Here is a 20758-nt window from a genome sequence, read left to right on the forward strand (position 1 = left end):
TCATTAACGTAATAATTGAAGTACGTTTTGCGGCTGTTGGTTTGCTTGAGCTAACATTGCTTGAGATGCTTGAGAAAGAATGTTGTTCTTTGTGAACTCACTCATTTCTTTCGCCATGTCAACGTCACGAATACGAGACTCAGCAGCTGTTAAGTTTTCAGCAGAAGCACCAAGGTTGTTGATTGTGTGCTCTAGACGGTTTTGGACTGCACCAAGAGCTGAACGCTGTTTAGATACTGCACCGATTGCTGCGTCGATTTTTGCTACTTCGGTGTCAAAGTCAAAACCATCTTCATTCACTACAATATCTTTTACAGTTAAAGTTTCTGCATCCATTTTACCAATCTGTACGTTGATATTTTGCTCAATGTTTGCGCCAATTTGAAATTGGAATCCATCTTCAACACTACCATCCAACAAATTCTTGCCGTTAAATGCTGTACGCTGAGAAATTCCATCAATTTCATCAACCAAAGCAGTGAGTTCTTCTTGAATCGCCGTTAAATCTTCAGTCTGTTGAGTACCAACGTTCCCAGCTTGAACTGTCAACTCACGCATACGTTGAAGAATCGCATGTGTCTCAGTTAATGCACCTTCAGCTGTTTGAATAAGAGAGATACCGTCTTGTGCGTTTTTAGATGCCATTTCTAATCCGCGGATTTGTCCACGCATTTTTTCAGAGATTGCAAGACCTGCTGCGTCATCTCCTGCACGGTTGATACGAAGTCCAGAAGAAAGCTTTTCCATGTTCTTTTGCCCTGCACCATTGTTGGCAGACAAACGGTTCAATGTGTTAAGTGCTGCGATATTGTGGTTAATTCTCATGTTAAATGACCTCCGTGTGTTTGAACCAATTGGACGTCCTTATCCAAAAGTTCTAAAATAGAATTTTTTTGTAAGCCTTACAATCCATTTATCGAACTTTAATGGAATATGTTTAACAAAAAAGGAATAAATAAGGAATAAGTCTCATTCAATATGATCGTTTCGCTAGAGTATGCCAAATTTAAAGGTCATTTTTCATGATTTATCAGAGGGATTTAAGAATCATAAGACTGGAGAAAATGTGAAGGAAAAAACAGCATAAAAAAAGCCCCATCAAGGGGCCTTTCATTAACGTAGTAATTGAAGTACGTTTTGTGGCTGTTGGTTCGCTTGTGCAAGCATTGCTTGAGACGCTTGAGAAAGAATGTTGTTCTTTGTGAACTCACTCATTTCTTTCGCCATGTCAACGTCACGGATACGAGACTCAGCAGCTGTTAAGTTTTCACCAGAAGCACCAAGGTTGTTGATAGTGTGCTCTAGACGGTTTTGAACTGCACCAAGTTTAGAACGCTCTGAAGATACACTTTTAATTGCTGTATCGATTTTTGCGATTTCTGTGTCAAAACTGAAACCAGTAGCCGCAACATCAATAGTATCTACGCCTAGAGTAGTTGCATCCATGCTACTAATTGTAACATTGATATTCTGAGTTGCATTAGCACCAATTTGGAAAGTAAAACCTGTAGTTTCAGTACCATCTAATAGTTTTTTTCCGTTAAATTCAGTACGATTAGAAATTCCATCGATTTCTTCAACAAGTGCATCCATCTCATCTTTAATAGCAGTTAAATCTTCAGTTTGCTGAGTACCTGTGTTACCTGCTTGAACAGTTAGTTCACGCATACGTTGAAGGATTGCATGTGTTTCAGTCAATGCACCTTCAGCTGTTTGGATAAGAGAGATACCGTCTTGTGCGTTTTTAGAAGCCATTTCTAATCCGCGGATTTGTCCACGCATTTTTTCAGAGATTGCAAGACCTGCTGCGTCATCCCCTGCACGGTTGATTTTAAGACCAGAAGAAAGTTTCTCCATATTCTTTTGGCTCGCACCGTTGTTTGCAGACAAACGGTTTAATGTGTTAAGTGCTGCGATATTGTGGTTAATTCTCATTTCCTATTACCTCCATGTATGTGGGACCTGACAGACGTCCTTGTCTGAAAAAAGTCCTTTATTCTAGGGCTTATCAACCCTGACAATTCTATTATCGGATGTGGTTATAGGATGTTTAGCAGATTTTTTAAAAAATATCATATTTTTTTATGACGCTGCTCCTAATTTTAACAATTTTATAAAAATAAAAGCTGCTGATCTTATCAGCAGCTTTACAATTTATGAATTTCAGTATTGCTTGATATCAAACATTAAGATATTTTGGTACACCACGTAATCCTTCTTACTTGTGAAAGGACCTTTATTGTGTTCATCATTGATTTCATAGAAGTTCATCCCAATTCCAAAGCTTCTTTCTTTATACCAGTTAAGAAAATCGTTGATTTCTTTCATTGAAAGCAAATAATCCTTTTGCAGCCCGTTTATCATCGTAATTGAAAGTATACCTTTTGTTGATTCTTCACCTGGCTTTGTCCCGTCTTGATCTTTTGGTTCTTCGGTTGTGCCATCACCTGGCTTTGTTCCGTCCTGATCCTTTGGTTCTTCTGTTGAACCATCACCTGGCTTTGTCCCGTCTTGATCTTTTGGTTCTTCGGTTGTGCCGTCACCTGGCTTTGTCCCGTCTTTATCTTTCGGCTCTTCGCTTGTGCCATCATCTGGTTTTGTTTCATCCTGATCCTTTGACACTTTTTGCAGATCTTTTAATGGAATAGAGATAACAGATTTAAAATTGTTTTTGACAGAATGACTACCAATTGATTCAGCATAATCTCTTCCACCAATAACATATAATTGATCATCAGCAATAACTGCTACAGATCCAACTCTACCTTCAGGAATTTCATATAAAGAATCTTGAACTTGACTAGTTTGTGGATCAAATATCTGAACTTGTTTTAATAATTTACTCGATCTATCTCCAATTTGCTGACCGCCAATCATAAATAATTTATGATTGGCGGTCGCATATGCAGCTTCATATGCAAAAGAATTTAATTGAATATCCTTTAAGCGTTGCCACTTACCTAACGTCATATCATATTCTAAAATGTCTTTATCTTTCGCTCGGCTAACATTAGCCTCACCACCAGCAATATATAACTTTCCATTTATCTCTGAAATGCTTCTTCCCTGACGAGAAGCTAATTGAGAATTATCTAAGCTTTCCCACTCTCCACTTACCGTATCATAGGAATAAAAATTTACTTGAGAGCTTGATAAAGATGCTACTATATAAATTTTTTCTCCAACTGTAACTGCTCTTAAGGAACCAGTTGAATAGGATGTATATATAAATTTCTCAGGTATCTTAATTGGTTCTTCTGTCCATTGATCTAGTTCTGTATCATAAACATCGATGGTTTTGTGAACTGTTTTAGTTGTATCAGTAAGGCCGCCAATGACATAGATTTTTTTACCTACTGTCGCGTAAGCAGCGCCAGTTCTTTCTCTAGGCATATTTGATTTTTCTGTCCAAGAATCAGTTTTAGGATCATACATATATGTTGAATCATTGAACTTAGACTGTTGACTAGCTCCACCGAATACATATATTTTCCCTTCAACTACTCCTACACTTGCTCCGATACGCTCTTCCGGTAAGTCCGCTCGCTTCATCCACCCATTTGTTTCAGCTGCATGAGCTTTCAATGGACTAATGGTGACCATCATCAAAATGGTCAAAAGCACTAAAAATAAACCTTTTTTCATCGTTTCTTTCCTCCATATCTTAAATATCCCTCCTTTTATCGACATATTTGTAACATAATTTAAATTTTATCATTGTACACCAGAATGAATATCTCCAAATTGCACCTATAATTTATCCTCACACATACATCACCGGTGTCGATATTTTAATAATCTTCCCGCCTCGACGGTAAAACCTTGGGACGCGGCGGCTTAAGGTGGCGATGACTTCGTAGTTGATCGTATTGAGCATTTCGGCGATTTCATCGACAGAAATTTCTCCGCCTTTTTGACGGCCGTAAATAACGACTTCATCGCCTTGCTTTGCTTTCATTTCTCCTAAACTGATCATGGTCATATCCATTGTGACTCGGCCAGCAATCGGCATTCGTTTTCCGCGGAAAAGCATAAATCCTCGATTGGATAAAGCACGTGAGTACCCATCTGCGTAACCGATCGGTATGGTCGCAATGACTTCATCAGGTTTCGCTACATAAGTTGCCCCATAGCTGACGGTCCTTGGCTTTGTCACCATTTCCTTCACGAACGCAATCCTTGCTTTTAAACTGAGAGCGGGCTCTAGCTTAACAGCGTCTAAACTCTCAATGTATTGCGAGGGGTACAGTCCATATAGCCCGATGCCGAGCCGAATCATATCTGCGCTAAATTCAGGAAATGCGATAGCAGCCGCTGTATTGTTCATATGTACCGTGGGCAGTGTAATGCCTTGTTTTTTTAAGAAACGAAGAAAATCAATAAAAATGCTGTGCTGCAGTAGTGTGAAATCAGGGTCAGGCTCATCCGCAGTGGAGAAATGCGTAAATATTCCATCCCATCTCAGGTTTTCGCTCTCTTCAAGCGCCTCTACCACTGCTAACAACTCTTCCTTTGTTCGTACACCTAATCGTCCCATCCCCGTATCGACATTGACATGAATCCCCAGGCGATGCTGACTTTCTTCTTCCGCTAAAATCTCATTTGCTTGAACAATCCAGTCTTCTCGTAGGCCGGAGAGGTCAATTTTCCAAGCTGCAGCCCTTTTCACACAGTCGAGCGGGGTAAATCCAAGGACCAGAATCGGTGCTTCAATTTTTGCTCTTCGCAATACAATGCCTTCTTCCAAACTAGCAACTGCGAGTTCCGTCGCACCGCTTTCCAGTGCCTGACGAGCTACCTCCACTGAACCGTGTCCATAAGCATTCGCCTTCACCACAGCCATGATCTTACTTTTCCTTGGAATATGCGCTTGAATGGCTTCAATATTTCTTTTAATCGCATCAAGATTAACCTCGATCCAGACTTCCCTGCAAAGCTTTTGCATGTATGTTTCCTCCTCATCACATGAGTCATTTCGATATCAATGTTCGTTTTCGTGTCTAGTCTATCTTTATTCATTTTTGTGAAAAACATTCAACCGCAATGACTGAACCAGCTTTGTCTTGATTGACATAAAAAAAGAAACCACCTCAAATTGTGATTTCTTCTTTATGAACAGTCATTTCGTTAATCCACAGATTTCATCATTGAATCAATTTCATGATAAATTTCCTCCAGATTTTCTCGTTCAGTCAAATATTCGGCGTCGCTCTTACGAACTGGCACATCAAATTTTAAAAAGGTGATCGTGATCGTTGATGAATCCTGATCATTCATAGTTAATCTTAATTCAAGTGTCGAGATCTCTTCATTATTATCACTCTCAGTAGAATATTCAATCGGTATACCATCCTCTAACATGTCAACTTGTTTCAACTCTTTCAAGGAAAGCTCAGTCACTTCAAACCTGAAGTTTCGAGATGAGCCGCCAGGTTGATGTGTAATAAAGCGCATTTCCTTTCGCTCATCATCAATCGCAAAGCCTTTATCAACATTTTGTGAAAAGATGTATGTTGAAGCCTGAAACCCGTCTTCGTGAAAAAGCATCATCATTTGATCTAATAGTATGTTTGGATCATTCTTTTCTTTTTGTCTTTGCAGCCTTCCCGCAATCCATAAAATGACCATTGCGCCTATGATGCTAAATACCGTTCCCAACCCATTACCTACATTTACGAAAACAGTAAAGCCTAAAATAGCAACAATAAAAGCGATTACAATGCCTATGATGAATATCACACCATGCTCCTCCTGTCATGACCCTTCATTGTAAATATTGGTTTAATCATAGTATAGCATCTAGATTTTGATCGAAAAAAATCTACTATAGACTAAACAGATACTACATTCATTTCACTTTTTAAATAGAAAGGATTTTTATGATGAACCTTTACACGACAGACGAAATCATTGATGCTCTTGAAAAAGCATGGTCTTCTCAATCTAGTTCAAAATGGAGTAAAGACAACCCTGCAAACGGACAATGCGGCGTTACTTCTTTAGTCGTCCATGATCTTTTAGGTGGAAAAATAAACAAGACCTCATTACCCAACGGATGGCACTTTTACAACGTAGTGAATGGAACAAGAATCGATTTTACTTCTTCACAATTCTCTGAAGAAATCGTTTATATGGATGTACCTTCAAATCGAGAAGAAGCATTTCAAGATACGAATGAGGATCAGTATCGATATTTAATGGAATGAGTCGTAGAATATTTAAACATATACTATTCATGAAAACAGACCATAAGAGGTCTGTTTTCATTGAAGGTCAATAAAGTGTTTAAAAGATAGGTAGTAAGAACTCACACACGCCTTCTTCTTCTCTATATCGCTCTATAATAGGTGCCTGACGCATGTTCAATTGATTGTTTTGGATCATTTGGGGCAATTGTCTCCAGAACAAATTCACTTTTTCGGTTGTATGTGTCTCTGTAAACACAGCATACGTTCCCCCTTCAAAATGACCAGTCTGAACCATTTGATCTTTTGAGAAATCTCTATTTGTCATAAGCATGAGGTCGTATCTGCATCTTTCTGGTGGAATTTTCTCAGGATCATCTTGAAGAACACCATATATACCATATTCCTTTAATTCATCATTTAAATGATGTTGCTTGATCCATTTTTTAAATCTCTTCATCATCTCAAAATTCTCTTTGCTGCCATATGATCCGATATTTCTCATATACACCATTTTCATATTCGTTAACATTTCAATGTTGTAATTCATGATTTCCCTCCAACTCGTATTGGAAGACTGGCCAATCATTCCTTACAAACAACGGTAACATCCTTTAAAATATAATGCAGTAGGATATTAAAAATAATGTGATGTATGATGGAAAATACATATTTTTTCAAGATTTGAATCTTTAAAACAAAAAAGAACGGACAACGGCCGCTCACTTTTATTACTATTCATTTTTTTGAAGGCTTAGCACATTGAAAACTAAAAAAGCCATTGACAAGGCTTTTTTAGTTTAAGCAAAATAACCGATACTAGATGTATGTCCTCTTTGGGCTTCATTATGGATATCGTTTGACGAAACATAGCTAAAAGCACCTAACACACTGACAATTATAAATACGGTTGCTACTGACTTAAATTTCATAAAGACAGTCTCCCCTTTTAATTTGGTGTTGGAAATATAGAATCTTCTCATAAAATTCGTTTGAGCGTTCGATATCTCCTGCTTTATTATAATGCTTCGCTGCATCTTTCGCTAAATCTTCAAGATTTGCAAAAAAAGACTTTGATTCCAAATAAGCCATTGACTCTGTTATACGATTAACATTGTTATCTATATATAGTGATTTCAACATAATGAATGTATTTATAAAAATATCATCCTTTAATTTTTCAGCTAATTCAAATCCATAGTTTAATGCATATAAACCTAAATCACTCTGATCATTTTTAAAGTATGATTTTGTCAACATGACCAGCGGATCAAGAATTTTGTTTAAATGCTCATAACCTTGTTCTTTAAATGAATGAATAGATTCATTAAAATATTTAATTGCCATTGAAAGGTCATTATGATGAAAATAACTCAACCCTAAATTATAGAGTGCTGATCCTTTTAATCGTTTTGTTGAGTTGTCGGCGGCTTTTTCTAATGCGTGTTGAAAATGGGGTATTGCTTTTTCGGGGCAGCCCATATCTATATAGTTTAATCCGATGACAAAAGAACATTGTATTTCTCTTACTGTGTATGTATCTTTTTCTCGATAGCATTCTATCGCCTGTGCGATATGGTGCATGGACATGTGGGTTTGTTTCATGTGGTAATAGATTTCAGCCATCTTGTAATTGAACTCGGCCCGTTCAATATCGTCACTGACAAGAGACAGCTTTTTTTCTGCCCGTTTATAGAAGGTAATTGCATTTAGGTATTCATAATTTTCAAATTCGTACATGCCGTAGAAAAAATTGAAGTAATACTCGAGTAATCCTGTTAATTTCTCTTGGTCCCTTTTGATCTTCATTGCGAGTTCCTTGAAGTTGGCCCGCTCTTTCCCATTTTCTAAAGGATTCAAGTAATCAAGCATTAATTTATGTCTGAACTCCATGAGTGAGAAATACAATAATAAATCTTGATTTTCTTCCATATGATCAAGCATTGATTTGATTTCCTCTTTATATGCTTCGGCGTCCGGTACGTTAAATCTTTGAATATGATAATACCATTCATTGATTTTCAAACCGACGTGAGAAGAAAGCACTTTCTCCATCAGCTCTTACCCCTTCCTCTATTTTCCCTATAATGACATATATTATCATTTTATGAACCATTCGACACCGAAAAGAAACCGCAAAAAGGCCCAATAAAGGGCCGTGAAAATGATAAGATAAAATGACTTCTATTCATAAATAAGCACCCAGTATTTCGCCCCAGGTTCTCCTTCTTCTACAACAGCCTTCCAGCCTCTTTTTTGATAAAAAGACAAAGCTTTGTGATTTTCGGAGACACATTTGAGGGTGACCGGTGTTCCCAAAACTTTTATAGCTTGCTTGAGCAGCAGATCGCCAGCCCCTTGACCAGCAGCTTCTGGATGGACAAACAAGAGGTGAATAAAACGATCTGGTACATATAGAGAAATGAATCCAAGGATTTTATTGTTCTCCTCAGCTAAAAAAATTTGCTCTTCCTGCGTATCTTGATCAAAATCTTGCAGATTGAGTTCTTCTGGCTTGAGCCAGTGAAAGCTCTGGCGTCGGGATTCTAAATAGGTTTGCCTTAATTCTGGATAATCTTCTATGCTTGCTTCTCTAATCAACATCGCAGCATCCCCTATGTTTTTTATTTGAATGTTAATTCACCTCAAGAACACGTTTTGCCTGTATTATGCCTGCCAGTAACAATTGATCACTGAACTGCGAATCATTGACAGCACGTGCAAGAGCAATTGTACCAATCATGCTACTTACTAGTGCGTAACTCGTAGAGAGATCTATGTTTCCAGCATCAGCTATAAACTCCATAAATCGTTTCAGTTCATCGGTATAAGCTTTCCGTACCTCTTGCGATAATTGAGAAATTTCTCCTGCCAGCGCAGGCAGTATACAGCCGACCTCTGTCTGATCACGATGAACGGAACTTAAATAGAATTCAATGATCGTCTGAATTCGAGGCTGGTCTGCTTTCTTGTCTGCAACACTTTGCAGCAGCTTTATCGTATCAGTAATAGCAAAATGAAAAGCCTCTATCACCAACTGATCCTTGTTCTTAAAGTGAGCATAAAACCCTCCATGAGTTAGACCTGCCCCTTTCATAATGAATGGCAAACTGATATTACGAACGCCATTTGTTCGAAATGCTCGTGCAGCACTTACAATGATCTGCTCTCTCACTTTTGACTTATGACCTTTCGGATAAGGCATCCCTCTACCTAACCTCCTTCTCTTTCACTGATTCTAAGTATGTTTATCAAAATATTATATTCATCATATTATCTTGTGTCAATTGACTGAAATCCATCTTTCCTTACTAGATGGGATTGACTCCATTAAAATATGATGACTATAATATATTATGATCATCATATTTTAAAGTTGGAGGTGCAAGAAATGATTCATTTAGAAACAGTAGATACATTAGTAATTGGATCAGGTCCGGGAGGCTACGTGGCGGCATTACGTTCAGCTCATCTCGGCATGAAGACAGCGATTGTAGAACGTGATCAGTTAGGTGGAGTATGCACCCATGTAGGCTGTATCCCTTCAAAGGCGCTAATAGCAGAAGCAGAGAGGTTCAAACTCCGCACACAATGGGGTGGTTTTCAAGAAGGCGGCACTTTCAAGGAAGCTCAAGCGTTCAAAAAAGCTGTTGTGGAAAAACAAGCGGGTGGCGTCCAATTTTTGTTAAAGTCATCGGGAGTGACCATACTGGAAGGCGAGGCAAGCTTGATCGATCCGCATACAGCGGTCATTCAGCATTCCGAAAAAGGTGAGAAGCGAGTCAACTTCAAACACCTTATACTAGCAACCGGCTCCCGTCCAATTGAAATTAAATCACTCCCTTTCGGAGGTCGTATATTGTCTTCCACGGAAGCACTCTCCCTTCCCGAGATCCCTAAAAGCCTTGTCGTAGTTGGGGGTGGGTATATTGGTGTTGAACTAGGGCAGATGTTTGCAAGATTTGGAACAAAAGTCACCATCTTGGAAGGTGGCAATCAAGTATTGCCAGGCTTTGAAAGTGAACTTGTCTCGCCTGTCGTTCGTCAATTGAAAGAAGATAAAATCACGCTGATTACAGGAGCAAACGTCACAGATGCCGAGCAGCATATGAGCGGAATTGATCTTCATTATGAGAAACAGAAAGAAAGTTACACGGTGAAAGCGGAATATGCACTGATTACTGTCGGAAGAAAACCGAATACAGATGGAACATTAGGTCTTGATACTATCGGGTTGTCTCTTCCCCCTCACGGACGTATTGAAATTGATGAACAATGCAGAACATCCATTCCGCACATATATGCGATTGGTGATATCACCGAGGGTCCTGCTCTGGCTCATAAAGCTTCCTATGAAGCGAAGGTTGCAGCAGAAGCAATCGCTGGTAAACCTTCTATTATAGATTATAAAGCGATCCCTCTCGTTGTTTTTTCCAGCCCAGAATTGGCGAGTGTTGGACTAAGCGAAACGGATTGCAAGCAACAATCCATTCCGACTGTCATTGGGAAAACAATGTTCTCCATTAATGGCCGAGCGCTTGCATTAAAAGAACCAGAAGGTTTTGTGAAGATTGTAGCCCATGCTGAGTCTGGGCTTATTCTAGGGGCGCAAATCGTAGGTGCTGAAGCATCTACTCTTATATCAGAACTAGCTCTCTCTATTGAAATTGGCGCTACAGCAGAAGATTTAGCAATGACGATTCATCCTCACCCAACATTAGGTGAAATGATCATGGATGCTGCAGAAATGGCTACCCGTAAAGTTGAAAAATATCTTGCACGATAATTGAGCAAAATAATCGCCATAGCCTATTTTAGGAATAGGCTATGGCGATTTCAATTGAGCCATCATATAAAAGCGCCGGTCCATTTATCGTTAATTGGATCCTACTTCGCGTTTTTTACCGAGATTCATGGATAACTGAACCCCAATCATCAGCATGACGATGACAAGCATTGCCACAATGGAAGCATAAAAATGTCCGCTTAGATCGAAAACCAAGCCAATGAAAAATGGACCGAATCCCCCCACGATGTACCCGCCCATCTGCGACATCGCGGACCAGGTTCCGGCTTCCTCCGGAGTACTCGTCTCCATAATCGGGAGCATAAGCGCTAAAGGAAACAACCCTCCGGCACCCATACCGAGGAAAATGACGGCTGGCAAGATCGGCATGGGCAGAAGTAGAAAGATAAGTCCAATGAGTTCAGACAGACTGCATAAGATGAGAAATAATTTCGGTTTTCCTAATCGAGTAACGACCGCTGGAACGAGTAGTGCCACCGGAATCTGAATGAGTGTAAATATGGTCAAGAGCATGGCAGCATATTGCGGACTGTTTCCGAAACTAAGAGCAATCGGTGAAATCCATGCCGTCAAAGAATAAAACATACTGGACATAAAGCCAAAGAACAAGGTGAATTGAATGGCCTTTTTGTTTCTCAGCGGCAATTTTAACGGCAAAGTGACATGATCACTCTGCTCATTTTTGCGAACTAAACCGACCCATAGAATAAGTGCAATCACTCCTAGAATAGCCCAGCAGGACAACGCAAATGGAAGATGATGCTGACTGCGCAGATAAATCGGAATCGTGAAACCGGAAGCGAGCGCTGCACCTATTGTCATAGAAATTGAATACACACTAACAATACCGGGATTTCTCGGGAAATATTTTTTAATAAAACTAGACAATAAAGGACCCGCGAAACTAATCCCTACACCTCCTGCAAACGCAGTCATGAGCAGGATAGCAACCGATTGGCTTGTACCACGCAGTGCGGTGGCAATCGTGATAAGAAGAATCGAGAAAAACAGCGTTCTCTCTAAACCAAACCGCCGGCTAAGTATCGTTGCAACGGGAGCAAATATTCCCATACAAAGGACAGGCAAAGTGGTCAAAAGACTTGCTGTCAGAGCGTTTACACCAAGCTCTGATTGAATCATGCTCATCATGGAAGCCACTGACGTAATGATCGGACGTAAGTTTAATGCCGCTAAAAATAAAGCGGCTAAATAATATATTTTTTTCATCAATACCCTTCTTTCTCTCTCATCTTGTTAAGGTTACTTTGAGTATAAATCTGCTGCATTCATTGATCAATACAATAAATCATATTATGATGATAGAAAAAGACTATCATTTACGAAAGGAAGACATATGGATACTCGGCATATTACCTATTTTATGGCTGTATTCAATCATTTGCATTTTACAAAGGCTGCTGAGCAGCTAGGCATATCACAACCTACACTTAGCCAGCAAATTCGACTGCTTGAAGCAGAAGTTGGGATGCCGCTCTTTGATCGAATCGGCAAAAAGGTCGTTGCTACCGAAGCTGGTTCGCTGCTTTATCAATATGGCATGAAAATGCTGCAAGCTGAAAGAGATGCAAAAAATGCGATGAAAGAACTATTATCAGAAAAACGAGGAACCGTTCGTCTCGCAGTACTCCCCTCCGATCTTGATTTTCAGCTGGTTCCACTTTTTGTAGACTTTAAAACCCTTTATCCCGAAACCAATCTGAAGGCCTATTCAAATATCTTCGTTCGTGAAGAAGTCCTTTCTCATAAAGTAGACCTCGGCATCGGACTGCGAGGGCCTGCGGATAAGCGTCTCGTTCAAATTCCACTTGGTAGTGAACCCTACGAATTATTTGTTCATTCAGAAAGTGATTTGGCCCAAAAGAGTGAAGTGACTTTAGAAGAGCTGACTCAGCATGCGTTGGTCATGTATCCGAAGGGATATCTAGGAAGGGATTTAGTAGATGACGTATGTAAAGAACAGGGTGTTGAACTGGACACTGCCATGGAGGTCGGGTCCGCATCTTCGCTATTGCAGCTGGTTGAAGCGGGAATCGGTGCAACCATTCAGCCAAGAGGATTACTAAAACAACATTCGACGTGGCCCAATATTGTTTCGATTCCTATTGCTGAGCCAGCTCCTGTCCGTCACTTGGAATTAATTTATTATGCAGATCGATTTGTCAGCAAAGCACAACAGCAGCTATCTGAATGGCTGATAGACTTTTTCAAATCAAGAACAAACTAAAAAGTGAGGTAAACACATGAAGAATGCAAACAGCATATTTACAAGAACAAACCGGGTTGTGATTCGCAAATTTGATAAACAGGATATTGAAGCATTTTATCAGTACCGAGCAAATCCCTCTATTGCAAAATTTCAATCTTGGGAAAACTACACGTACGAAGATGCTGAATCATTTGTTCAACATCAAATGACGCAAAAACCTAATCAACCGGGGACGTGGTTTCAATACGCTATTGCCTTATCTGAGTCCAATCAGCTGATAGGAGATTGCGCCATCCATACACTAGATAGTGAACCTAGAATCGTTGAAATAGGTTTTACCCTCGCGCCTGAATACCAAGGAATGGGCTATATTCACGAAGCTCTCAGTTCAATCTTCGAATATATTTTTATGACATTGAACAAACATAAAATCATTGCCTTTACAGATGTGCGCAACGAAAAATCCATTCGAGTGCTGGAACGTTTAGAAATGAGACGCGAAGGACATTTGCTGCAAAATTATATGTCTAAGGGACATTGGGTCGATGAATATCAGTATGCCATTCTTCAATCTGAGTGGGCCGCTAAGCGCCATTAAACATTTATTTCCTATTTAAAATTCCTAAATAAGCGCTCCATGGACCCACATCGGCTCGATATCGTTCCGCCATGACCCGAACAATTTGGGACATATGGGTGAAGTCATGGACAACCCACGCAGAGAGTAATTCGCTCACTTGCACGACTCCAAACTCCGGATGGACGCCCTTTTTCTCTAAATCAAGGCCTGATTGTGTCATGCGCTGAATGTATGCCACATTCTCCATCCGCACATGATGAAACTCAGATAGTGCTTGTTCTATCTGTCTTTCAGATTGGTTCAAATGAGAGTAGCGGTCAAACGCAGGAAATGGTGTATTCTCTCCATCAGCAAGAATCACATTTAATCGAGGAATCCAGTTGAATTTTTCTGCTTCAATCAAATGTTCAATGACTTCAATCGGATTCCACGTTCCCTCCCCTTCACAGCTGTGAAGCCAATCCTTCGATAAACCGGACAAAAGACTTTCTAACGTGTGAGGAGTTCGACTCAACATATCTAAAGCTTCATTTAAATTAAAATTCATATGGTTGCTCCTTTTTCAATTTTTCTTTATTCTAATGTTTTTTGAATAGATTGCAACTCATACTTCAAGACAGATAAAGGCGCTTTTGATCAACTTTCTATATACAAATAGAACTTTTCTATAACGATTACCATGCTTTCTTTTTTTATAATAGAAAAAAATGAAATGTGGTGATATCTATGTCTATAACGATTGGTATTATGGGCGGGATGGGTCCTTTAGCCACGGTTGATCTGATGAAAAAAATCATTTCACATACTCCCGCTATTAAAGATCAGGATCATTTACATGTGATTGCTGATAATTTCCCGAAAATTCCTGATAGAACCACTGCAATTTTTGGGAAAGGTGACGATCCTACAGATTATATGATTGAATCAGCCAGGAGATTAGAACGCGCCGGAGCTGACTTTATTCTCATTGCATGCAATACCGCACACTTCTTTTTAGAAAACGTACGACATTCCACTCATATCCCTATTATGAACATGCCATTAGAAACCGCAAATTACCTAAACAAACATCACTATACATCTGTAGGCTTACTATGTACTGATGGAACATTAAAAACCCAGCTCTATCAAAAGGCTTGTGCTCATCACAAGATTGACGTCATGACTCCTAGTGAAAATCTTCAGAAAAACGTGATGAATGGGATATATGCGGTGAAAGCAGGAAAATTAAGTAAAGGCGAAAGTGAATTGGCGTTAGCTGCAGAAATTTTAATCAATCAAGGAGCAGAAGCCATCATTGCCGGCTGTACAGAAATCCCCTTAGTCCTAAGGTCAACTAAAGATGTGAAAGTGATTGACCCTACTGTCATTTTGGCGAAAGAAGCTGTAAAATTAGTGTATGAGCTTGAAAAACTAAACATTTAAAGAACGCAGCATAAGGGGATAAAATGAATATTGAGAATATAGAAGCGTTTATTTATGTATGCCAGCTAGGCAGTGTCAATAAAGCTGCGGAAGCGCTGTATTTAACCCAGCCTTCTGTTTCGGCACGTATTCAATCATTAGAAAAAGAATTAGACCTGAAATTATTTAATAGACAGAGAAATAAACTATCTCTGACGGAAAAAGGTGAACAGTTTTACCCGCATGCCAAAAAGATTCTCCATTCTTATCAAGAAGCAAAGCATAATCTCAAACAAACGATGATCCCTTATGAATTGACGATTGGATGCGCATCCTCAATTTCCAATAATCTATTGCCTCACATATTGCCCGCCCTAAAAGAAAAATACGAAAACCTGAAAGTGAAAATTGTAACAGGACATTCAAAGGATGTAGTCCAAAAAGTGATTAATAACCAAGTAGACTTTGGCATTGTCAGGACTGAAACACATCCTCAAATTGAATCAATCCCTATTTTCAGCGATCCAATCGGGCTGTTCGTTCCAACTCATCACCCGCTTGCCAGCCTAGGCAACATCAATATGAAAGAACTAGAAGAACAGCCTTTTATTTTCTTTGACTATGGGTCATTTGATTGGTTCATGCTCCACCGATTATTTCAAAAAAACAACATCACACCGAACATTTCCATTGAGGTTGATCATATGGAAACTGCAAAAAATTTAGTGCTGCAAGGAATGGGACTATCGTTTCTACCTCATCATTGTGTTAGAAATGAAGTAGAACAAGGAACATTAAAACAAATTTCAATCGAGCCATCCATCAATTTCAACATCAATATCGAGTTCATTTATAAAAAAGGAAAATCCAAATCCGTTTTCATTGACCAACTCAAACAGTTTTTTCATGAATTAGATTAAAAAAAGCCCTTTTCAGGGCTTTTTCAGATTGTTGACAAAGGGCTAAAATGATTTTTATTTTAGCCCTTTGTCTTCTTTTCAGCGTGGTAGAAAACCTTTGCAGTCTAGGAAGAACGAGCACTGGCGCGGAGCGAATTTGACATTCGTGAGCACCAGCGCGCAGGACTGACAACGAATGCGAGGGTTTGTCTACACGCTGAAAAAGCCCTTTTCAGGGCTTTTTTTGGATTCGTTCTGATTGATTAACTTTCGTTTGCCAACATGTATACTGCAGTTTCATGCATAGCTTTCAATCCTGATCTCTGTGCGTACTCGGCCACAGTGATCGCACTTGTCGTCAGAAGTTCTATTATATGTTCATCCATTCCTGGCCAAGTTCTCCCGCCTGCTTTTTCATACGCATGGATAAGTTTCGTTAATCCCTCTTTCCCAAAGAGAAGTTGATGCGACAAAAAATCTGCAGATACATCACCAACCCCCACTTCAGACCAATCAATCACACCCGTCACACATTGATTTTCATCAATCAGAATGTGGCCAGGATGCAAATCTCCATGCTTCACTCCCACGAAAGGCGGCCATAAAGAATCTTTAGCTAGCCATTCTTGCCAGCGCTCCCATAAACCGCTGTTAATGGTGTATTGCGATTTGACACGTTCCATTCGCTGTTTCATTGATGCTCTTAATTCATGAGCACTGAGCTTCTCCACACCGATCGTTTTAAAAGGCTGTTGATCTAAGGAATGTACATTCGCTAAAACTCTTCCTAATGATTCATAATAAGCTTGCGGTACATTCGTTTGGTCAAAACTCCACACATACGATTGCTTCTCCACATCAATACTAGCCGCCGGTACCCCCTCTAATTGTTTATAAGCAATCAGACTTTCTGTAAAGATAGACCACTGAGGGACCTGAAATTGAACCTGTTTTCTAATATGATCTAATGTCTTTTTTTCTTGTAAGGTATGTTTCATTGATTCAGGTCTGCGAGGCACTCTTAATATCCATTGGTCACCATGTAAATCTTCGACATGTGCGACACGGAAATCCACACCTGATTCATTTATTTTGATGGTATTCTCTGAAATTTCTAATCCGTGATGATTGGCTAACTGCTTTAATTCTAGTCTATTCATATTCATTCCTCCAATTGCTCATTTAATCATGATCAATAGGCATCAAGAATATCATCACAAAAAACCACAAACAGGCTACTTTATGTGGTCAGAGTAAACAAAGCTAGACTTATGCCTTTCTTTGTATTATAAAAACATACAAAAAAAGACAGAACAATTATCTGCCTGTCTTCTAGTGAAATTGCATACTTTCCCGCTGAAGATCATTAAAAATGTGCAGACTACCCCGTTTACTCCGTTTGATGAAAACAGAGCCTTTGAACATATGAAATTACTGATTGTTCAAAGTTTGCTGGCGTAATCTTCCTGCATGCATCATTTTTAACCATCCTCCTCTTTGTCAATAAAGTTACTATACTTTATTTAAATATGACTTTCAATAAGATTACAAAAAGAAGCCCTTTTCAGGGGCTTTTCGTCTTTCACTATCGTTTATTCCCTGGATGAATGTCTTCTCCCAAAAAAGCGGTATTAGGCTCACCACTATTTTCTAGAAACTCCGCTATTTCTTTCAGCTCTTGATTGATAAGGTCATTTCTTTGCATATCCGGGTTTAACAGAAGGATGGAGTGAATCGTTGTCGCTGCTTTATACAAAACATGTTGATCTTTTATCTGTTGGATGCATTGTTTCATACGATCGAAAAACCATTCAATCTCTTCAATTTCTTCCATCGGATAATGTGCCATTTTAAAGAGATTCTGCTGACGAAGGTCTTGTCTCTCAAAAATTTGTTCAAGCTCTTCTTTACTGACATACAAATCCGAGGATTCCTCATCAATCTCTACTACCTCGACCATGGCGTCTTCAGCTGTATATAACTGCTCAATAAAAGCATCGAAAGTATCTGCCAGCTTAAAATCGACTCCCATCTCTAAATCAATATAGTGAATAGGAGGATGTTCTTTCGTTTCTCGATAATCCATTACGACCCATGTATCTTCTTCTCCGCTGATGAATACAAGTCCCTGAGGCAGCTCCAATTCATCACTTAACTGAGGACTAGTCATAATTCCATCACCTTTGGCGATTCCTCTTAAATGGTCAAATTGAACATGATCATCTGCCCATGAATTCGGCTTTTCGGTTGGAAAAGCATTGCGAACTGTAAAGCCACCGTTCCATTCTAAAATGAGCTTTTTATATGTATCAGGTAAAGTGACACCAAGTGTTCCCTCTGCCTCACGAATTTTTTCCTCATCTATCTTTTCTAACGTGAAAGGACTCTCTTCTTCTTTCTCCCAAAATGGTTTCAAAGTGGATGCCTCCCTATATCTATTGAGATAAGTATAACATTGACCAACTGTTCATTTGCTCATTCTATTTCATAAAAAAACAGACTATTAAAGTCTGTTTTAATCTTGTCTATACGTTTTCAGAGGTTGTATTTCGATCAATCATAGTCGTGTTTCGATTTGATTTTTGTTGTTCCTCCATAGTTGTATTCCGAATTGATTTTGTTTCAATGATTTTCAAAGTTTCTGCTGTTGAAACACTTAACAATACAATGGATACAATGACTAGTAATTTTTTAATAATCATACAGACACTCTCCTTTTTGAATATCATTTTGAGCTTTAAGAGCCTTTCTGTAATATTCGGCAGCTTTTTCAAAGTCCCCTTTTTTTTCAGAAGATAATCCTATACTTTGAGCAAATGCCTCGACATAGACATATAGTTGCTTTTCCTCAAAATAATCTAGCACTTCTAGAATTGCTTTCTCATTAGCATCTATATAAATCGCTTTTAAAGCTTTAAATAACATCAAACACAACGAATCATTTATCTCTAAGGAGCACTTAAGACCATCTTCTACGAGTGGAGCGGCTTCATCATGTTGACTAGACTTATACAACGACCAACTTAAACTAAATAGGGTGATTGGTTTTATATTGATACTTAGTGGCGTAATAATGTCTAAAACTTCTCTGTAGCGTATGATTGCTTCAGTGTACTTTTGTTGTCGATCATATGTATTCGCTATGTTCAATAGAATTTTAGCAATTAACATATTATCGGCGAGCTCTTCTGCTATAGAAAAAGCTGTATTTAGATGCTCTAATGACTTGTCATATCGCTTGAAATCATCATAATTTCCTGCAATAACAATCAAGCTTTGTATTTGGCGAACTTTATATTGTTCATGCTGCTTATAGATGTCTAAGGCTTTTATAATATGATGCATAGAAACATGAGTTTGTTTCATAATATAGTAGGCTTCAGCCACCTTGAAGTGAAACTCCGCTTGCTCAATATCATCGACCACCAATGCGAGCTGCCTTTCAGCGATCTTATAATATTGGATAGCCTTTATGTATTCTTTTTTACTAAAGTCATACATTCCTCTAAAAAAAGCATTATAGTATTGCAGCATACCAGAAAGTTGATGATTTGAATTTTCGATTTTATCAACCAAATCAGAAACAGAAGGCGATCGTTTTTCTGAAGGTTTAATATAATCGAGCATAAGCTGATGTCGAAAACACATCAATTGATAGTAAATGAGCAGGTCTTGATCCTCTTCCATTCGCTCAATTTCTCGTTCTACCTCAGCTTTCAAAATCTCTGCATCAGGTACACTGAATTGCCGAATCATTTTATACCATTCATTTATTTTCACACCAACATGTGAAGAAAGAACTTTCTCCATCCCTTATTCCCCTTCCACTAATTTCCCTTATATTACATTTATTATCACATGTATGAGTTTACAAGGCACCGAAAAGAAACCGCAAAAAGAACAGTTGAGTAACAGATTTTACACATTTTCTTCACATAACAAAAAAGCAGACTCTATCAAGTCTGCTTTTCTAAAAATCAAATGACTACACCAATGACTCGCTTAACCACTCTTCACAATGTTCTATAAGCCACCTCAAATATTCCACATATTGACCGGCATGATAGCCGTCACAAACAGCATGATGTACTTGAATGGCGACTGGCAAGATGATTTTTCCTTCTTCCACCTTAAATTTGCCTAACGTAAATATCGGCAGTAAATAAGCTTCATCTGTAGATACATTAAGGTTAAAAGAAGTAAAATCAATCCACGGCAGACTTGAAATATTGAACATGTTTTCTGGCATATGAGGTTTCGGAAATAGGTTGCTGCTTTTGCTAAATGTTTCAATGTCGGCCACACAGCTTTTATAAAATTGAGCAAAGTTTTCGTCATAAGGCGTCCAAATACTTGAAAATGTCTTTGTTTCTTTATTTAGAATCGTATAACTAGGATGGAGAAGATCCCAGTGACCAAGTTCATCGTTCACTAGATCCATCCGAAACTCCGGTATTTTTTGCACAGCCCTTGCTAACAAATAAATTTGCACAGGATATACTTTTAGCTTTTTTTCTTTTAATATTGCATGCAATTTCGTGATGTCTAGATCGATCACCAGGCTATATGAGCATCGGGTTAACGTCATATAATGATGAAAGTGCTCTTTTCTCGGATAATTTTCGTCTATTTGTTTAAACATTTTATCTCCTCCTG

The 20758-nt window shown here is 38.8% G+C and carries 22 protein-coding genes; 6 read left to right on the plus strand and 16 right to left on the minus strand.

Features of this window, described 5'->3' with window-relative positions:
* Positions 1 to 3: 3 nt before the first annotated feature.
* From ACLGGR_RS03345 to ACLGGR_RS03365, 5 genes are all read right to left on the minus strand, one after another.
* Positions 4 to 825 (minus strand): flagellin N-terminal helical domain-containing protein, encoded by an 822-nt coding sequence (locus tag ACLGGR_RS03345; protein ID WP_251215616.1) that lies wholly within the window; start codon positions 823 to 825, stop codon positions 4 to 6.
* Between the two features lie 288 nt (positions 826 to 1113).
* Entirely contained in the window at positions 1114 to 1935 is an 822-nt protein-coding gene (gene hag / locus ACLGGR_RS03350; RefSeq protein ID WP_041105913.1) for a flagellin Hag, read from the minus strand.
* Positions 1936 to 2163: 228 nt separating this feature from the next.
* Entirely contained in the window at positions 2164 to 3645 is a 1482-nt protein-coding gene (locus tag ACLGGR_RS03355) for a Kelch repeat-containing protein (RefSeq protein WP_410972489.1), read from the minus strand.
* 118 nt (positions 3646 to 3763) lie between these two features.
* A complete protein-coding gene (gene alr, locus ACLGGR_RS03360; protein WP_410972490.1) occupies positions 3764 to 4945 on the minus strand; it encodes an alanine racemase in 1182 nt (393 codons plus the stop codon).
* A 182-nt stretch (positions 4946 to 5127) separates the two neighbouring features.
* Positions 5128 to 5739 carry a GlsB/YeaQ/YmgE family stress response membrane protein gene (locus tag ACLGGR_RS03365; protein WP_410972491.1) on the minus strand — a complete coding sequence of 204 codons (612 nt, stop codon included), beginning with the start codon at positions 5737 to 5739 and terminating at the stop codon, positions 5128 to 5130.
* Between the two features lie 143 nt (positions 5740 to 5882).
* Between ACLGGR_RS03365 and ACLGGR_RS03370 the strand changes: the two genes are divergently transcribed.
* Positions 5883 to 6206, plus strand: a complete 324-nt coding sequence (locus tag ACLGGR_RS03370; protein WP_410972492.1) for a YunG family protein — start codon at positions 5883 to 5885, stop codon at positions 6204 to 6206.
* A gap of 79 nt (positions 6207 to 6285) precedes the next feature.
* On the opposite strand, the gene ACLGGR_RS03375 is transcribed toward ACLGGR_RS03370, so the two are convergent.
* The 4 genes from ACLGGR_RS03375 to ACLGGR_RS03390 form a co-directional block, all read right to left on the minus strand.
* Positions 6286 to 6735, minus strand: a complete 450-nt coding sequence (locus ACLGGR_RS03375) for a GyrI-like domain-containing protein (protein ID WP_410972493.1) — start codon at positions 6733 to 6735, stop codon at positions 6286 to 6288.
* A gap of 371 nt (positions 6736 to 7106) precedes the next feature.
* Positions 7107 to 8240 (minus strand): Rap family tetratricopeptide repeat protein, encoded by a 1134-nt coding sequence (locus tag ACLGGR_RS03380; protein ID WP_099663169.1) that lies wholly within the window; start codon positions 8238 to 8240, stop codon positions 7107 to 7109.
* Positions 8241 to 8369: 129 nt separating this feature from the next.
* Entirely contained in the window at positions 8370 to 8789 is a 420-nt protein-coding gene (locus ACLGGR_RS03385; protein ID WP_410972494.1) for a GNAT family N-acetyltransferase, read from the minus strand.
* A 31-nt stretch (positions 8790 to 8820) separates the two neighbouring features.
* Complete coding sequence (locus tag ACLGGR_RS03390; protein ID WP_410972495.1) at positions 8821 to 9390, minus strand: TetR/AcrR family transcriptional regulator; 570 nt, start codon at positions 9388 to 9390, stop codon at positions 8821 to 8823.
* 186 nt (positions 9391 to 9576) lie between these two features.
* On the opposite strand from ACLGGR_RS03390, the gene lpdA reads away from it, so the two are divergent.
* On the plus strand, positions 9577 to 10971 hold the full coding sequence (lpdA, locus tag ACLGGR_RS03395; protein ID WP_410972496.1) for a dihydrolipoyl dehydrogenase: 1395 nt from the start codon (positions 9577 to 9579) through the stop codon (positions 10969 to 10971).
* Between the two features lie 90 nt (positions 10972 to 11061).
* On the opposite strand, the gene ACLGGR_RS03400 is transcribed toward lpdA, so the two are convergent.
* Entirely contained in the window at positions 11062 to 12219 is a 1158-nt protein-coding gene (locus ACLGGR_RS03400; RefSeq protein WP_185854343.1) for an MFS transporter, read from the minus strand.
* A gap of 127 nt (positions 12220 to 12346) precedes the next feature.
* On the opposite strand from ACLGGR_RS03400, the gene ACLGGR_RS03405 reads away from it, so the two are divergent.
* Together ACLGGR_RS03405 and ACLGGR_RS03410 are read left to right on the plus strand one after the other, a co-directional pair.
* On the plus strand, positions 12347 to 13237 hold the full coding sequence (locus tag ACLGGR_RS03405) for a LysR family transcriptional regulator (RefSeq protein ID WP_048238561.1): 891 nt from the start codon (positions 12347 to 12349) through the stop codon (positions 13235 to 13237).
* Between the two features lie 16 nt (positions 13238 to 13253).
* Positions 13254 to 13817 carry a GNAT family N-acetyltransferase gene (locus ACLGGR_RS03410; protein WP_410972497.1) on the plus strand — a complete coding sequence of 188 codons (564 nt, stop codon included), beginning with the start codon at positions 13254 to 13256 and terminating at the stop codon, positions 13815 to 13817.
* 4 nt (positions 13818 to 13821) lie between these two features.
* Here ACLGGR_RS03410 and ACLGGR_RS03415 read toward each other — a convergent pair whose 3' ends face one another.
* Positions 13822 to 14346, minus strand: coding sequence for a DinB family protein (locus ACLGGR_RS03415; protein ID WP_323647225.1), 525 nt, complete (start codon positions 14344 to 14346; stop codon positions 13822 to 13824).
* 179 nt (positions 14347 to 14525) lie between these two features.
* Between ACLGGR_RS03415 and cuyB the strand changes: the two genes are divergently transcribed.
* Complete coding sequence (gene cuyB / locus ACLGGR_RS03420) at positions 14526 to 15224, plus strand: cysteate racemase (RefSeq protein ID WP_251215627.1); 699 nt, start codon at positions 14526 to 14528, stop codon at positions 15222 to 15224.
* Between the two features lie 23 nt (positions 15225 to 15247).
* Positions 15248 to 16123 carry a LysR family transcriptional regulator gene (locus ACLGGR_RS03425; protein ID WP_251215628.1) on the plus strand — a complete coding sequence of 292 codons (876 nt, stop codon included), beginning with the start codon at positions 15248 to 15250 and terminating at the stop codon, positions 16121 to 16123.
* A gap of 242 nt (positions 16124 to 16365) precedes the next feature.
* Here the strand turns inward: ACLGGR_RS03425 and ACLGGR_RS03430 are convergent, their stop codons facing one another.
* The 5 genes from ACLGGR_RS03430 to catA all read right to left on the minus strand — a co-directional run bounded on the left by ACLGGR_RS03430 (position 16366) and on the right by catA (position 20744).
* On the minus strand, positions 16366 to 17262 hold the full coding sequence (locus ACLGGR_RS03430) for a macrolide 2'-phosphotransferase (RefSeq protein ID WP_410972498.1): 897 nt from the start codon (positions 17260 to 17262) through the stop codon (positions 16366 to 16368).
* Positions 17263 to 17687: 425 nt separating this feature from the next.
* A complete protein-coding gene (locus tag ACLGGR_RS03435) occupies positions 17688 to 18518 on the minus strand; it encodes an SMI1/KNR4 family protein (RefSeq protein WP_410972499.1) in 831 nt (276 codons plus the stop codon).
* 109 nt (positions 18519 to 18627) lie between these two features.
* On the minus strand, positions 18628 to 18804 hold the full coding sequence (locus tag ACLGGR_RS03440; RefSeq protein ID WP_251215630.1) for a RapH phosphatase inhibitor: 177 nt from the start codon (positions 18802 to 18804) through the stop codon (positions 18628 to 18630).
* Positions 18794 to 19912, minus strand: a complete 1119-nt coding sequence (locus ACLGGR_RS03445; RefSeq protein ID WP_410972500.1) for a response regulator aspartate phosphatase — start codon at positions 19910 to 19912, stop codon at positions 18794 to 18796. Before ACLGGR_RS03445 ends, ACLGGR_RS03440 begins: the two co-directional genes overlap by 11 nt.
* A gap of 175 nt (positions 19913 to 20087) precedes the next feature.
* Entirely contained in the window at positions 20088 to 20744 is a 657-nt protein-coding gene (gene catA / locus ACLGGR_RS03450; protein ID WP_410972501.1) for a type A chloramphenicol O-acetyltransferase, read from the minus strand.
* Positions 20745 to 20758: the final 14 nt, after the last annotated feature.

It is taken from the genome of Bacillus sp. BD48, assembly GCF_046566805.1.
Taxonomy (GTDB): Bacteria; Bacillota; Bacilli; order Bacillales; family Bacillaceae; genus Bacillus; species Bacillus safensis.